This is a genomic window from Nocardioides sp. NPDC006303, assembly GCF_040613175.1.
Lineage (GTDB): Bacteria > Actinomycetota > Actinomycetes > Propionibacteriales > Nocardioidaceae > Nocardioides.
Genome location: NZ_JBEXRR010000022.1, coordinates 1 through 13,578 on the forward strand (window position 1 = coordinate 1; position 13,578 = coordinate 13,578).

At 69.4% G+C, this 13,578-nt stretch carries 13 protein-coding genes; 3 read left to right on the forward strand and 10 right to left on the reverse strand.

Features of this window, described 5'->3' with window-relative positions:
* Window positions 1-139: 139 nt before the first annotated feature.
* The 7 genes from truB to rimP form a co-directional block, all read right to left on the reverse strand.
* A complete protein-coding gene (gene truB / locus ABZY89_RS17280; protein WP_355229127.1) occupies window positions 140-1,012 on the reverse strand; it encodes a tRNA pseudouridine(55) synthase TruB in 873 nt (290 codons plus the stop codon).
* Window positions 1,009-1,470 carry a 30S ribosome-binding factor RbfA gene (gene rbfA, locus ABZY89_RS17285; protein ID WP_355229129.1) on the reverse strand — a complete coding sequence of 154 codons (462 nt, stop codon included), beginning with the start codon at window positions 1,468-1,470 and terminating at the stop codon, window positions 1,009-1,011. The genes truB and rbfA overlap by 4 nt, the downstream gene beginning before the upstream one ends.
* Before the next feature lie 78 nt (window positions 1,471-1,548).
* Entirely contained in the window at window positions 1,549-4,485 is a 2,937-nt protein-coding gene (gene infB, locus ABZY89_RS17290; protein ID WP_355229131.1) for a translation initiation factor IF-2, read from the reverse strand.
* Between the two features lie 93 nt (window positions 4,486-4,578).
* Window positions 4,579-4,926 (reverse strand): YlxR family protein, encoded by a 348-nt coding sequence (locus tag ABZY89_RS17295; protein WP_355229133.1) that lies wholly within the window; start codon window positions 4,924-4,926, stop codon window positions 4,579-4,581.
* A gap of 94 nt (window positions 4,927-5,020) precedes the next feature.
* Window positions 5,021-5,854 carry an alpha/beta fold hydrolase gene (locus ABZY89_RS17300; RefSeq protein WP_355229134.1) on the reverse strand — a complete coding sequence of 278 codons (834 nt, stop codon included), beginning with the start codon at window positions 5,852-5,854 and terminating at the stop codon, window positions 5,021-5,023.
* A gap of 35 nt (window positions 5,855-5,889) precedes the next feature.
* Window positions 5,890-6,867: a transcription termination factor NusA gene (nusA, locus tag ABZY89_RS17305; RefSeq protein ID WP_355229136.1), complete on the reverse strand. Its 978-nt coding sequence runs from the start codon at window positions 6,865-6,867 to the stop codon at window positions 5,890-5,892.
* A 3-nt stretch (window positions 6,868-6,870) separates the two neighbouring features.
* Window positions 6,871-7,371, reverse strand: a complete 501-nt coding sequence (rimP, locus tag ABZY89_RS17310; RefSeq protein WP_355229137.1) for a ribosome maturation factor RimP — start codon at window positions 7,369-7,371, stop codon at window positions 6,871-6,873.
* A 149-nt stretch (window positions 7,372-7,520) separates the two neighbouring features.
* Between rimP and ABZY89_RS17315 the strand changes: the two genes are divergently transcribed.
* Both ABZY89_RS17315 and ABZY89_RS17320 read left to right on the forward strand, forming a co-directional pair.
* Window positions 7,521-7,958 (forward strand): hypothetical protein, encoded by a 438-nt coding sequence (locus tag ABZY89_RS17315; protein ID WP_355229139.1) that lies wholly within the window; start codon window positions 7,521-7,523, stop codon window positions 7,956-7,958.
* Window positions 7,955-8,386, forward strand: coding sequence for a DUF4439 domain-containing protein (locus ABZY89_RS17320; protein WP_355229141.1), 432 nt, complete (start codon window positions 7,955-7,957; stop codon window positions 8,384-8,386). The genes ABZY89_RS17315 and ABZY89_RS17320 overlap by 4 nt, the downstream gene beginning before the upstream one ends.
* Window positions 8,387-8,601: 215 nt before the next feature.
* Here the strand turns inward: ABZY89_RS17320 and ABZY89_RS17325 are convergent, their stop codons facing one another.
* The 3 genes from ABZY89_RS17325 to ABZY89_RS17335 form a co-directional block, all read right to left on the reverse strand.
* Window positions 8,602-9,306 carry an HAD family hydrolase gene (locus tag ABZY89_RS17325; RefSeq protein ID WP_355229143.1) on the reverse strand — a complete coding sequence of 235 codons (705 nt, stop codon included), beginning with the start codon at window positions 9,304-9,306 and terminating at the stop codon, window positions 8,602-8,604.
* Window positions 9,307-9,351: 45 nt separating this feature from the next.
* Window positions 9,352-10,596 carry an acetyl-CoA hydrolase/transferase C-terminal domain-containing protein gene (locus tag ABZY89_RS17330; protein ID WP_355229145.1) on the reverse strand — a complete coding sequence of 415 codons (1,245 nt, stop codon included), beginning with the start codon at window positions 10,594-10,596 and terminating at the stop codon, window positions 9,352-9,354.
* A gap of 119 nt (window positions 10,597-10,715) precedes the next feature.
* Entirely contained in the window at window positions 10,716-12,476 is a 1,761-nt protein-coding gene (locus ABZY89_RS17335) for a proline--tRNA ligase (RefSeq protein WP_355229146.1), read from the reverse strand.
* A 91-nt stretch (window positions 12,477-12,567) separates the two neighbouring features.
* Here ABZY89_RS17335 and ABZY89_RS17340 point away from each other — a divergent pair, with 91 nt between their 5' ends.
* Window positions 12,568-13,575: a hypothetical protein gene (locus tag ABZY89_RS17340; RefSeq protein WP_355229148.1), complete on the forward strand. Its 1,008-nt coding sequence runs from the start codon at window positions 12,568-12,570 to the stop codon at window positions 13,573-13,575.
* The last annotated feature ends 3 nt before the right edge of the window (window positions 13,576-13,578 follow it).

Here is a 13,578-nt window from a genome sequence, read left to right on the forward strand (position 1 = left end):
GAGATCCGGAGCGTTGCGATGTCGTCCGCCTCCGGGTCGTGTTCCTGGATCACGCCCCACGGCCCTCGTCGGATCAGCGGGTCGAGTTGGCACGGCTATGCCTACTCGACCGACCGGAGTGACGTCTCGGCGTGGGGTGTCAGCCGACGAAGACGGCGGACGCCTTGGCGGTCTCGGGTCCGACCGGCTCGTAGAGCGCGAGGAACTCGCCGTCGGGGGCGAAGACGGCGGTGAGCCCGTCGACGGCGATCTTCAGCTTCCGGCCGAAGCGGACGTCCTGCGCCTGCTCCTCGGAGAGGTCGTAAGGGGCGAACGCGGCGCGGGCAGCCTCTGCCAGGGGCAGCGCGGCGAACTCGTCGCTGAGCTCGTCGAGCGTCTTGGCGACGTCGAGACCGTAGGGCCCGACCGCGGTGCGGCGCAGCATCGTCAAGTGGCCACCGACCCCGAGCGCCTCGCCGACGTCGCGGGCGATCGCCCGGATGTAGGTGCCCGAGGAGCAGCGGACGGAGATGTCGACGTCGACCACGTCTGCCTCGCTCCGGACCTCGCCGACGGTGAGCTCGTGCACCGTGACCGGCCGGGCCTTGAGCTCGACCTGCTCCCCGTCGCGTACGCGCTGGTAGGCGCGCTTCCCGTCGACCTTGATCGCCGAGACCGCGGTGGGCACCTGGAGGATGTCGCCGACCTGGGTGGCGAAGGCGCTGCGTACGCGCTCCTCGTCGATGCCTGCGGCCGAGCGGGTCTCCACTACCTCGCCCTCGGCGTCATCCGTGGTCGTCGAGACGCCCAGCCGCACCGTCGCCGAGTAGGACTTCTCGGTCAGCATCAGGTGGCCGAGGAGCCGGGTGGCACGCTCGATCCCCAGAACGAGTACGCCGGTGGCCATCGGATCCAGGGTGCCGGCATGCCCGACCTTGCGGGTGCCGGCAAGCCGCCGTACGCGCGCGACGACGTCGTGGGAGGTGACTCCGGGGGGCTTGTCGACGATGACCAGGCCTGAGGGAGTGCTCACTCCTCGTCGTCCTCGTCCCACTCGTCCTCGGCCTCGCGCGGCTTCTTGTAGGGGTCGGGCTCGCCTGCGTAGTTCTCGACGCGCGCAGCGGCGACGGCGTCGTCCTGTGCCTTGGCGCGCGCGAGCACGTCGTCGAGGTGGCGGGCGGTCTCCGGCAGCGCGTCGTGGATGAACTCCAGCGTCGGCGCGGTGCGGGTGCCGAGCTGCTTGGCGACCTCGGAGCGGATCAGCCCCTTGGCCGACTCCAGCGCGGCGGCCGTGCCGGCCAGCTCCGCCTCCGAGTCGGCGCCCAGCACCGTGTAGAAGATCGTCGCGTTCTGGCTGTCACCGGTCACCCGCACATCGGTGATGGTGACGAAGCCGATCCGGGGATCCTTGATCCGCCGCTCCAGCATCTGAGCGACAACGACCTTGATCCGGTCAGCGATCCGACGCACCCGTGGGCTACTCATGTTCACACTCTCTCAAATAATCGAAGCAAATCGAGACGTTGGCCGGGCCGCGACTGCGACCCGGCCAACGTCAGAGGCTCATCTTCAGCCTCGGGGAATCTCCACCATCTCGAAGGCTTCGATGATGTCGCCTTCCTTGATGTCCTGGAAGTTCTTCAGGACCAGACCGCACTCGAAGCCCTCGCGGACCTCGGAGGCGTCGTCCTTCTCGCGGCGCAGCGAGGCCAGGTCGAGGTTGTCGGCCGCCACGGCGCCGTCGCGCAGGACGCGAACCTTGGCGTTGCGGCGAATGAGGCCCTCGGTGACCATACAACCGGCGATGTTTCCGGTCTTCGACGAGCGGAAGATCGCACGGATCTCCGCCTTGCCGAGGACCTTCTCCTCGTACTCCGGCTTGAGCATGCCCTTGAGGGCCGCCTCGATCTCCTCGATCGCCTGGTAGATGACCGAGTAGTAGCGGATCTCGACACCCTCGCGATCGGCCAGCTCCGTCGCCTTGCCCTGCGGGCGGACGTTGAAGCCGATGATGATCGCGTCGGAGGCAGCAGCCAGGTCGACGTTGGTCTCGGTGATCGCACCGACACCGCGGTCGATGACCCGGATGGAGACCTCGTCGCCACCCACGTCGATCTTGGCCAGTGCGTCCTCGAGCGCCTCGACCGAACCGGACACGTCGCCCTTGAGGATGAGGTTGAGCTCCTGGCTCTCGCCCTTCTCCATGGAGGCCATGAAGTCCTCCAGCGTGCGGCGTACGCGGCGCTTGGCCTGCTGCGCGGCACGCTCGCGTGCCTCGCGCTTCTCGGCGATCTGGCGAGCCATCCGGTCGTCCTCGACGACCAGGAAGCTCTGACCGGCACCCGGCACCGCCGAGAGACCCAGGACCATCGCCGGACGCGACGGGGTCGCCTCGGTGATCTCGTGGCCGTACTCGTCGATCATCGCGCGGACACGGCCGTGGGCCGGACCGGCGACGATGGACTCACCCACGCGCAGCGTGCCGCGCTGGACCAGGATGGTCGCGACGGGGCCGCGACCGCGGTCGAGGTGAGCCTCGATCACGATGCCCTGCGCGTCCTGGCTGGCGTTGGCCTGCAGGTCGAGCGAGGCGTCGGCGGTCAGCACGACGGCCTCGAGAAGGCCCTCGATGTTGATCCGCGACTTCGCCGAGATCTCGACGAACATCGTGTCGCCGCCGTACTCCTCGGGGATGAGGCCGTACTCGGTCAGCTGGCCACGGACCTTGGTCGGGTCCGCCTCCGGCTTGTCGATCTTGTTGATCGCGACCACGATCGGGACACCGGCCGCCTTGGCGTGGTTGAGGGCCTCGATGGTCTGCGGCATCACACCGTCATCGGCCGCGACCACGAGGATCGCGAGGTCCGAGGACTGCGAACCACGGGCACGCATGGCGGTGAACGCCTCGTGACCCGGGGTGTCGATGAAGGTGATCTTGCGCTCGTTGCCGTCGACCTCGGTCGAGACCTGGTAGGCACCGATGTGCTGGGTGATGCCACCGGCCTCGCCCTCGATGACGTTGGCGTCACGGATGGCGTCGAGCAGCTTGGTCTTACCGTGGTCGACGTGACCCATGACGGTGACGACCGGCGGTCGGACCGTCCAGTCGGACTCGTCGCCCTCGTCGCCGAGCTCGATGTCGAAGGACTCCAGCAGCTCGCGGTCCTCGTCCTCGGGGGAGACGACCTGGACGATGTAGTTGAGCTCCTCACCGAGCAGCTCGAGGGTCTCGTCGTTGACGGACTCGGTCGCGGTGACCATCTCACCGAGGCCGAACAGCATCTGCACCAGCTGAGCCGGGTCGACGCTGATCTTCTCGGCGAAGTCGGTCAGCGAGGCGCCACGGGCGAGACGCACGGTCTCGCCGTTGCCCTTGCGTACGCGGATGCCGCCGATGGTCGGGGCCTCCATGGCCTCGAACTCCTGGCGACGCGCCCGCTTCGACTTCCGGCCACGGCGCGAGGGACCACCCGGGCGACCGAAGGCACCCTGGGTCGTTCCGCGACCACCGGGACGACCGGCACCGGGGCGACCGCCACCGGGACCGCCGCCGAAGCCGCCGCCACCGGGACGACCGGCACCGCCGCCGCCACCGGGACGACCCGGAGCACCAGCACGGCCACCGCCGCCACCGGGACGACCCGGAGCACCGGCACGACCACCGGGACCGCCACCAGGACGGGCACCGAACGCGGCCGGGGACTTCGGCATCATCGCCGGGTTGGGACGCGGCATGCCGGGACGGCCACCTGCCTGGCCACCCTCACGGGCAGCAGCAGGACGCGGCGGACGCTGGTCGCCGCCGGCCGGGGCACCGCCCTGGCCACCTTGACCCTGGCCTCCACCCTGGCCGCCGGGACGCGGACGCCCCATGCCCTGGTTGGAGGAGAACGGGTTGTTGCCCGGGCGCGGAGCGCCGGGCTTGCCGACCGGACGCGGTCCGGGACGACCGGCACCAGCGCCGCCAGTGCCACCCGCGCCACCGCGAGCCGCAGGGGTCTGCGGACGAGCGCCGGGCTTCGGGGCACCAGGCCTGGGCGCACCCGGCTTGGGAGCGGCCGAGCGGCGGTCACCGGAGGGCGCCGCGTTCGGGCTGGGCTTGGGAGCGGCCGGAGCAGCGGACGCCGCGGGGGCGACCGGCGGGGCCTCGGCCTTCTTGGCCGGGGGCTTCGGGCCGGGCTTGGGCGCAGCCGGCTTGGACGCCGCGGGCGCCTCGGCAGGCTTCTCGGGCGCAGTGTCCGCAGCCTTCTTGGGGGCCGCGGGCCTGGGAGCTGCCGGCTTGGGGCCGGGCTTGGGGGCGGCCTTCTCGTCCGAGGACGCGGAACCACCCTTGCCGCCGGCCTTCAGGCCGGGGCCGATCTCCTTGCGGAAACGCATCTCCGCGGGGAGCTCGACGGTCGAGCTCGCCGACTTGACGAACTCACCCATCTCCTTGAACTTCTCGAGAACGAACTTGCTCTCGACTCCGAACTCTTTGGCGAGTTCGTGGACTCGGGTCTTAGCCACGTTTCTCCTTCTGGCCACAGACCCAAATCCGGGTTGAAACTGTGACCACTAATGGTTGTAGAACACGCTCATCGCGAAGTACTCATCGAGTGCTCATGAGCTTTTGCTCCAGTTCCTGGTCAGTTGACCGTCGGCGACGGTCGTGGATGTGTGGCGCGTGTCGAGGTAGTCCTCAACCGGTGCGCTGGAAAGCCCGCCCGGGGCCCGTAGGGCCCGGGTGAACGCCTTCCGGCGCACCGCGAGTTCGTAACACTCACGCGTGGGGTGCACATGCGCCCCTCGCCCGGGTGCGGTGGCTGTCGGATCGGGCACCACGGCCGGCTGGCCGTTGCGGTCCGAGCCGGCGGTCACCCGCAACAACTCGCGCTTGGCGGCTCGCTTCCGGCAACCCACGCACGTACGGACAGGTCCGTTCTGCGTAGTTTCTTCGAGGCGTGCCACCGATCCTTAACACTACCGCTTCCGGGGTTCGGTAGACGAAACCGGGGCACAGGTCGTTCTTATTCCGTGACCCGTCCTCACCAGATGGCGGCGATCACAGGATCGCGGCGATCTCCGGCCAGGCCCGCAGGCCGAGCTCGCGGTCGGCCGTCTCCGAACCACCCCACGCGAGCCGCCGGCTGAGCGGGAGCACCGGCTCGCCGGGCAGCACGACCCGGTGGCCGGCGTCGGGATGGGTTACCACGACCGTCTCCAGGTCGTGGGCCGTACGCCGCCGCCGGACCGCCTCGGCGGCGAGGACCGAGGGCCACAGCGCGTCGCCTCCCCCGGCGACCAGGACGACCTCACCGGCGATGCGCTCGACCGGGATTGTCGCGGCGGGCACACGGTCGGCGTACTTCTCCAGGGCCGAGAGGTAGGCCTCGCAGAACGACGGGAGCTCCCCGCCTGCCTCCTTCACCGCGTCATCGATCGCCTCGTCGTCGAACGGCACGAACGGCACCTGCTCGCCGCGCAGCGTCCAGGAGGACCGCTGCGGTCGCTCGTCGCTGAGGCCAGCCCAGGAGACGTACGTCGGGGAGATCCCGACCACCGCGTCGATCTCGGGGTGCAGGGTGCCGAGCAGGAGCGCGGCCTGGGCGCCCCAGGACGTCCCGAGCACCACCAGCCGCTGGTAGCGGGAGTGGAGGTCGGCGAGGACGTCGTCGAACGTCTCCAACGGGATCAGCCGAGCCTCGTCCGGCTGTCCGGGACCGCCGAAGTAGCGGATCGACGCCGCAGCCACCCCGTGCGAGGCGAGCATCCGGCACCGGTCGGTCTCGATCCGCCCCGACGACCCCGACAGCACGAGTACGCCGGTGGTGGCCCCGTCCGGCTCCAGCAGGACGCCCTCGGAGTCGGTCAGAGTGGTCTCACGCACGCTCGCCATGCCGCACAGGCTAGCGACCTGGCGAGCCGTGAAGGTCAGGCGACCGGGGTCTCCTCGTCGGAGCGGATGTCGATGCGCCAGCCGGTCAGACGGGCGGCCAGGCGGGCGTTCTGCCCTTCCTTGCCGATGGCCAGCGAGAGCTGGTAGTCGGGCACCACGACACGGGCCGATTTGGTCGCCTCGTCGATGATCTGCACCGAGGAGACCCGGGCCGGCGAGAGCGCGGAGGCGACGAGCACCTTCGGGTCCTCGGACCAGTCGACGATGTCGATCTTCTCGCCCTGCAGCTCGGACATGACCTGGCGGACCCGCTGGCCCATCGGGCCGATGCAGGCGCCCTTGGCGTTGACGCCGGGGACGGTCGACTTGACCGCGATCTTGGTGCGGTGGCCGGCCTCGCGGGCGATCGCGGAGATCTCGACGGTGCCGTCGGCGATCTCGGGCACCTCGAAGGAGAAGAGCTTCTTGACCAGGTTGGGGTGGGAGCGCGAGAGGGTGATCTGCGGTCCGCGCATGCCCTTGCGCACGCTGACCACGAGGGCCTTGATCCGGGTGCCGTGGCTGTAGTCCTCGCCCGGCACTCGCTCGGAGAGCGGGATGACGCCCTCGAGCCGGCCCAGGTCGACGAGCACGTCGTCGGGGTTGCGGCCCTGCTGGATGACGCCGGAGAGGATGTCGCCCTCCTTGCCGGAGAACTCACCGAACTTCACGTCGTCCTCGGCGTCGCGCAGCCGCTGCAGCACGATCTGCTTGGCGGTGGTGGCGGCGATCCGGCCGAAGCCCTCGGGCGTGTCGTCGTACTCCCCGACGACGTTGCCCTCGTCATCGATCTCGGCCGCCAGCACGCGTACGTGCCCGGTCTTGCGGTCCAGGTCGACCCGCGCCTTCGTCTGGGCGCCCGTGGTCTTGTGGTAGGCGGTCAGCAGCCCCTGCTCGATCGCCTCGACGAGCACATCGAGCGAGATCTCCCGCTCCCGCTCCAGCATCCGCAGGATGCTCATATCGATGTCCATGGCCTACTCCCCCTCGTCGATCCGCTTGAACTCGATCTGCACAAGCGCCTTCTTCACGTCCGCGTACGCCACATCGCGGCGCTTGCCGCTCACCTCGAGGCTCGCGCGCTCCTCGTCGGACTCCTTGACCCGCCCGGTGAACGCGGAGCCGTCGGCGGTGGTGACCTTGACCAGGCGACCCTTGTTGCGGCGCCAGTGGCGCGGCAGGGTCAGCGGCCGGTCGACCCCGGGAGAGGTGACCTCGAGCGTGTAGGGCTGCTCGCCCATGACGTCGGACTCGTCGAGGACCCGGTTGACCTCACGGGTTGCCTCGGTGACCTCCTCATGGGTGATCCCACCGTCCTTGTCGACGGCGATCCGCAGGATCCGGCGCTTGCCGGCCGGCGTGATCTCCACGGCCTCGATGTCGAAGCCCAGGGCCTGAAGCGGGTCGGCGAGCGCCTTTTCGATGGCACTCGCGATCGCGTCCTTCCGCTCAGCACTCAACGCGATCTCCCCCTGCATCCTGTTGTCCGGTCCTGTTGTATGCGCCTTTGAGCACGCAGCACTTCTGGTGACACCATACCTGTACGCCTCGGGCGTCTCGAACAGCGCGCGGCTGTGTTGGAAAGCCGCTGACGCGACTCTCGCCGGGTGTGGTTAGGGTTCCTCACGTGACCAGCGCACGTGCCCTCCGGATGCTCTCGCGGCGCACCGCTGTGGGTGTCGCCGTGGTTGCCCCGCTGGCCGCCTCGGCGTGTTCGGCCTCGGAGATGCTGGATCCTGTCAAAGCCCCTCCACCGAGCACTCCCCCGGCCCCCACCAACCCCGACCAGAGTGTGATCGACGCCACTGTCGCGAAGATCCTCGGCGCCGACGAGGGCTCCCCATCCGCGTTCGTGCAGCTCCATCGCGTGCACATCGAGGCACTGGCGCCGACCAAGGGCGTGACCGCGGCGCCGGCGACCGGGCGCTGGCAGGAGCGCCAGCTCGCCCTGGTCACGACGCTCACCGCCGCGGCCGGACGTGCGGCGGACCCGCAGCTGATCACGCTGCTCGCCTCGGCCGCCGCCGGTCAGCAGCAGCTCCTGCACGGGCGAGGTCTCGCATGACGACCGCGACCTCGGCCTCGACCGAAGCCCTCCAGGCGGCGCTCGCGGTCGAGCACTCTGCGATCTACGTCCTGGGCGCCCTGGGCGGGCGCACCTCGGCGACGTCCTCGCCGGCTCTGGCGCGGGCGCTCACCGATGCGTACGACGACCACGTGAACGCCCGGGAGGCGCTGGCCGCGCACGTGGTGGCCGCCGGGATCGAGCCGGTCGCGCCCTCTGCCGTCTACGACCTGCCCGGTCGGATCGAGTCGGAGGCCGGCATCGGCGCCGCGGCGCTGCGGCTGGAGCAGGACACCACCGCGACCTACCTCTCGCTGGCCCCGAAGGCGACCGGCACCGACCGGACTCTGCTCATCCAGCTGCTCTGCCGGGCGGCCGCGCGGCAGCTCGATCTGGGCGCGAAACCCCGGGCGTTCCCGGGGACCTGATCCTTAAAAGCCGAGATGGCCCGCGAACCGTCCGGCGCGGGAGACTCCCGAGATGTCTCCCGAGACCGGGCGGCTCGCGGGCCAGGTTTTGGCCTGGACACGAGGCCTGAGAAGTCGCCTGGGGCTGAACCTCTCTTGCAGAAGTATGCAATCCCCGCTCAGGATGGCCCAGACCCGCAAAAGCGCATTGCAAGAACTTGCAACTTTTCCCGGCGTCATTCCCAGGAGCGAACGATCTGGTGTATGTCGCTCAGTCGCTGTGCGACGGCGTCCGGAGAGCCCTCGCTGTGGCCCACCTGACTGCTCGGGATGTTGCTGTGCGGGATGTGGATCGCCCGCAGACCAGCCTCCTGTGCACCGTACACATCGTCGAAGAGCCTGTCGCCCACGTAGACGCATCGAGACGGATCCGAGACCTTCACGGCCTCCATCGCCGCGTGGAACGCCTCCGCGGCGGGCTTCGTCCAGGGAACCTCGGAGGTGTAGACGTCGCCGTCGAGCAGGTCGAGCACCCCGTCGCGCTCGAAGAACCCGCGGTGCCACGCGCGCGGCCAGATCGTGTTGGACAGCACCCCGACACGTACGCCGTCGGCGCGGAGCGCCTCCCACAGCGGCCCGACCTCGGGGTCGGTCAGGGTGTGTGGCTCCCAGAACTCGTAGTAGGCGTCGAGCAGGTCCGGGTCGTGCTCGAGGCCGGCCTCATCGAAGAGGTTGTCGATCGTCGAACTCTGCTGGTGGTCACGGCTGCGGGCCCAGATCGTCTCGCCGGCCTGGTGGAGCCTGGTCGCGTTGACCGGATGGTCGTCGTCGCAGGCACCTATCACCGCCTGGGCGAGCGCCAGCGACTCCGCGTGGAAGTCGATGTCGTGCCACTTCGTCAGCGTGCCGCCCCAGTCGAAGATCACCGCGTCGATCGCCATGGCCCCGACCCTAGCGGTGCGGCACCCGCCGACTCATCGTGATTTTCAGCGAGTCAGCTGGGCCGAGTCGACCAGATCGGTGAGCTGCGCGCGGAAGTCGGGATGGGCGCAGTGATCGATGATCCGCCGGGCGCGGGCGGCGGGAGAGATGCCGCGCAGGTCGGCTACGCCCTGCTCGGTGACGATGACCTGCACATCGTGCGCGGTGTGGTCGACGTGGCCGACGAACGGCACGATGCGCGAGACGGTGCCTCGTTCGGCGGTGGAGGGCGCGGCGAAGACGTTGAGATGGGCGTTGCTCGCGAAGTCACCCGAGCCGCCGAGGGCGTTCACGTTTCCGTGGATGTCGGCCTCGGCCATCGAGTCGATCGCGATGAGGCCGAGCCGTCGGATGACCTCGGGATGGTTCGATATCTCCTGCGGGCGCAGCAGAACCCGGCCCTTGTAGTGGTGGACGTCGTCGTTGAACCGGCGAGCGCCCGACTCGGAGAGGCCGAAGGAAGTGGCCGAGACTCCGATCAGCTTGCCGGAGTCGAGCAGGTCGAGGAGACCGTCCCGGACGGTGTCGGTGTAGGCCGTGAGGTGCTCGAACTCGGCGTCCTGGAGGCTGGCGAGAACCGCGTCGGCGACGGGACCCGTGGCAGCGTGGAGCGGAAGCAGGCTGTGGTGCAGGCGGCCGCGGCGTACCTCATGGCGGAGGAAGTCCACGACCAGCTCGGCGATCGCGCGGCTCTCGTCGTCGATCACGCGCATCGGTGAGCCTCGGTCGGGGCGATCGGTCTCGACGACGGCGACGACCTTGGCCGGGTCGACGAGCAGGAAAGGGTCACCGATCCTCTGCATCGGCGTCGTCAGCTGGATCGGCGCCCGCGCCGGCGGCAGCTGGGAGCCGTGATGGATGTCGTGGAACCCCTCGAACCCGCGCGGATGCCAGCTGTTGACCTCGAGGATCACGGCGTCGGCGACATCGAGCCACGTCTGGTTGTTGCCGACGCTGCTCCCCGGGACGAGCAGCCCGTTGGGCAGGATCGCCGCCACCTCGACCACCGCGACGTCGAGAGCGCCGTAGAACCCGGAGGCCGCGTGCTGGGCGACCCGCGAGTGACGTACGTCGACGCCCTCCGGCCACTCCCGGATCAGCCCCAGGGCCTCGGGCACTGCTTTCGGTCGTCCGATCCCGGCGAACCCCGAGAACGCCACCGTCTTCCCCGGCCCGATCCCCGCAGCCGCCTCCGCGGCGCTCGCCACCCGCCAGGCGAGCGTACGGTCAAGAATCCTGTCCCCCGTCATGGGGTCGATCTTGCCGCATTCCGGGCGGTTGGAATCCCCGGTTAACCGGGTATTCCTGCGCTTCTCAGGCGTTGCAACACCCGAGAAGCGCAGGAAACACCCGAGAAGTTCCCGTTATGTCAGCTGCGGACGATCTCGGTGAGGTGGGCGACGGCGGCGTCAAGAGCGACCTCGGTCTTCTCGCCGCTCTTGCGGTCCTTGACCTCGACCTTGCCTTCGACCAGGCCCTTGCCGACGGTGACGATGGTCGGGACGCCGATGAGCTCGGCGTCCTTGAACTTCACGCCCGGCGAGACCTTGGGGCGGTCGTCGTAGAGCACGTCGATGCCGACGGCCTCGAGCTCACCGGCCAGCTTTGCTGCGGCCTCGAAGACGGCGGCGTCCTTGCCGGTCGCGACGAGGTGGATGTCGTACGGAGCGACGTTGCGGGGCCAGGCGAGACCGATGTCGTCGAGGGTGCCCTCGGCGACGGCGGCCACGGCGCGGGTGACGCCGATGCCGTATGAGCCCATGGTGACGGTGACGAGCTTGCCGTTCTCGTCGAGCACCTGCAGCCCCAGCGCATCGGCGTACTTGCGGCCGAGCTGGAAGACGTGACCCATCTCGATGCCGCGGGCAAGCGTCAGCGGGCCGGAGCCGTCGGGAGCCGGATCGCCCTCACGGACCTCGGCGGCCTCGATGGTGCCGTCGGGGGTGAAGTCACGGCCGGCGACGAGGTCGATGACGTGCTTACCCTCGACGTTGGCGCCGGTGACCCAGCGGGTGCCGGTGACCACGCGCGGGTCGACGAGATACCGGATCCCCGATGCAGACGACTCCCCCAGCGCCTCGGGACCGATGTAGCCCTTGACGAGCTCGGGGTGCTTCTTCAGCTCGACGTCGTCCATGGGCTCGACCTCGATCGGCTCCAGCTGGCCCTCGAGACGCTTGATGTCGACGTCGCGGTCACCGGGCAGGCCGATGGCGAGCGGCTCAACGGTGCCGTCGGGGTGACGCAGCGTCACCAGCACGTTCTTCAGCGTGTCGCCGGCCTCCCAGGGACGGTCCTCGCGCGGGAACGCCTCGTTGAGGTGGTCGACGAGCGTCTGGATCGTCGGGGTGTCGGGCGTGTCCTCGGCGTGGGCGGCCGGGACATCCTCGTAGGAGAGCGGCTCGGGGGCCAGCGTCGTGACCGCCTCGACGTTGGCGGCGTAGCCGCCGGGCGAGCGTACGAAGGTGTCCTCGCCGGCCTCGGAGACGGCCAGGAACTCCTCGGAGGCCGAGCCGCCCATCGCGCCGGAGGTGGCCTTGACGATGACGTACTCGAACCCGAGGCGGTCGAAGACCTTGACGTACGCCGCGCGGTGGGCGTCGTAGGCCGCCGACAGCCCCTCGTCGGTGTAGTCGAAGGAGTAGGAGTCCTTCATGATGAACTCGCGGCCGCGCAGCAGCCCCGCGCGGGGACGCGCCTCGTCGCGGTACTTCGTCTGGATCTGGTAGATCGCCAGCGGCAGGTCCTTGTAGGAGCCGTAGAGGTCCTTGACCAGGAGCGTGAACATCTCCTCGTGCGTGGGACCGAGCAGGTAGTCGGCCTCCTTGCGGTCCTTGAGCCGGAAGATGCCGTCGCCGTACTCCGTCCAGCGGCCGGTCGCCTCGTAGGGCTCGCGCGGCAGCAGCGCCGGGAAGTGCACCTCCTGGGCGCCGATCGCGGCCATCTCCTCGCGGATGATCCCCTCGACCTTGCCGAGCACGCGCAGGCCCAACGGCAGCCAGGAGTAGATCCCCGGAGCGGCGCGGCGGATGTAGCCGGCACGGACAAGCAGCTTGTGGCTCGCGACCTCGGCGTCCGCGGGATCCTCACGCAGGGTCCGCACGAACAGGGTCGACATACGGGCGATCATGCGGGTTAGCGTACGGCGCACCGGACCGCTCTCGCGAACCGGTTGGAATTGGCGTTGCAACCGGTTCCGCGTCCGGCGCATCTTAACTTTCATGAGAGGTATCCGAATCCCGGCACTGGCCACGGCCATCCTTGCTGCTCTCATGCTCCCGGTCTCCCTGACGACACCGGCTTCTGCGGCGGCTCCGACCGTCGACGTACGTCCCCTTCCGCTCCCCGTCGGCGAGAGCCCGACGACTCCCTACCTGGCCCGCACTTCGGACATGTCGTTCGTGGTGGTCGACCCGACGACCGGCACGCAGACGCCGGTTGTCCCCGTCGGCGACGACCTCGACTTCTATGAGCTCCTGGGTCGCTCCGGGAGCGGATTCGTGCTGCGGGTCCGCAACCGCAACGTCGATCAGATCGTCCGCGCACAGCTCGATGTCCCGCAGAGGTCTCTCGCTGACATGCACTACGCGGACACCGCCAGGCTGTCGGCCGACAGCCGCTACCTGCTCAAAACGGCGACGCTGAGCAGCGGCGGGATCCAGGTCCAGGTTCGCAACACCACCACCGGCACGGTCATCGCCCGGCACACCTTCAAGGCGTCCACCAAGCCCGATCCAATCGATGTCAGCGGCACGCGCGTGCTCATCGGTGGCTACGGCACCCCGCGCACGATGGTGTGGGACTGGAAGGCGGGCACGGTGAAGACGATCGCCTCCCGGGCAGCGTACGCAGGCAGCTTCACCACCAACAGGCTGGCGACCTACACCAAGGATCCGTACGCTCCCGACGCCTGCTCGGTGGTCTCCACCATCACCGCCCCGGGGGCCACGCTGTGGCGCGGCTGCCTCGAAGCGGTGGCGTCCTTCTCGCCCGACGGTGCCCGCTTCGCGACCGATGCGATCGCCCACGAGACGAACGATGTCGTCCGGCGCCGCAGCCTCCATGGCACGCTGCTGACCACCTACCGAAACCCCAACAAGGTGTGGATGCACGCCTGGGAGACCAACAGCCGGGTTCTGCTCCGGTCCTACCCGGCTGACGGCAGCGACGCGTGGCTGGTGCGCTGCGAGGTGGACGAGTGCGAGCGCGCCGCGCGGACGTACTCCTGATTC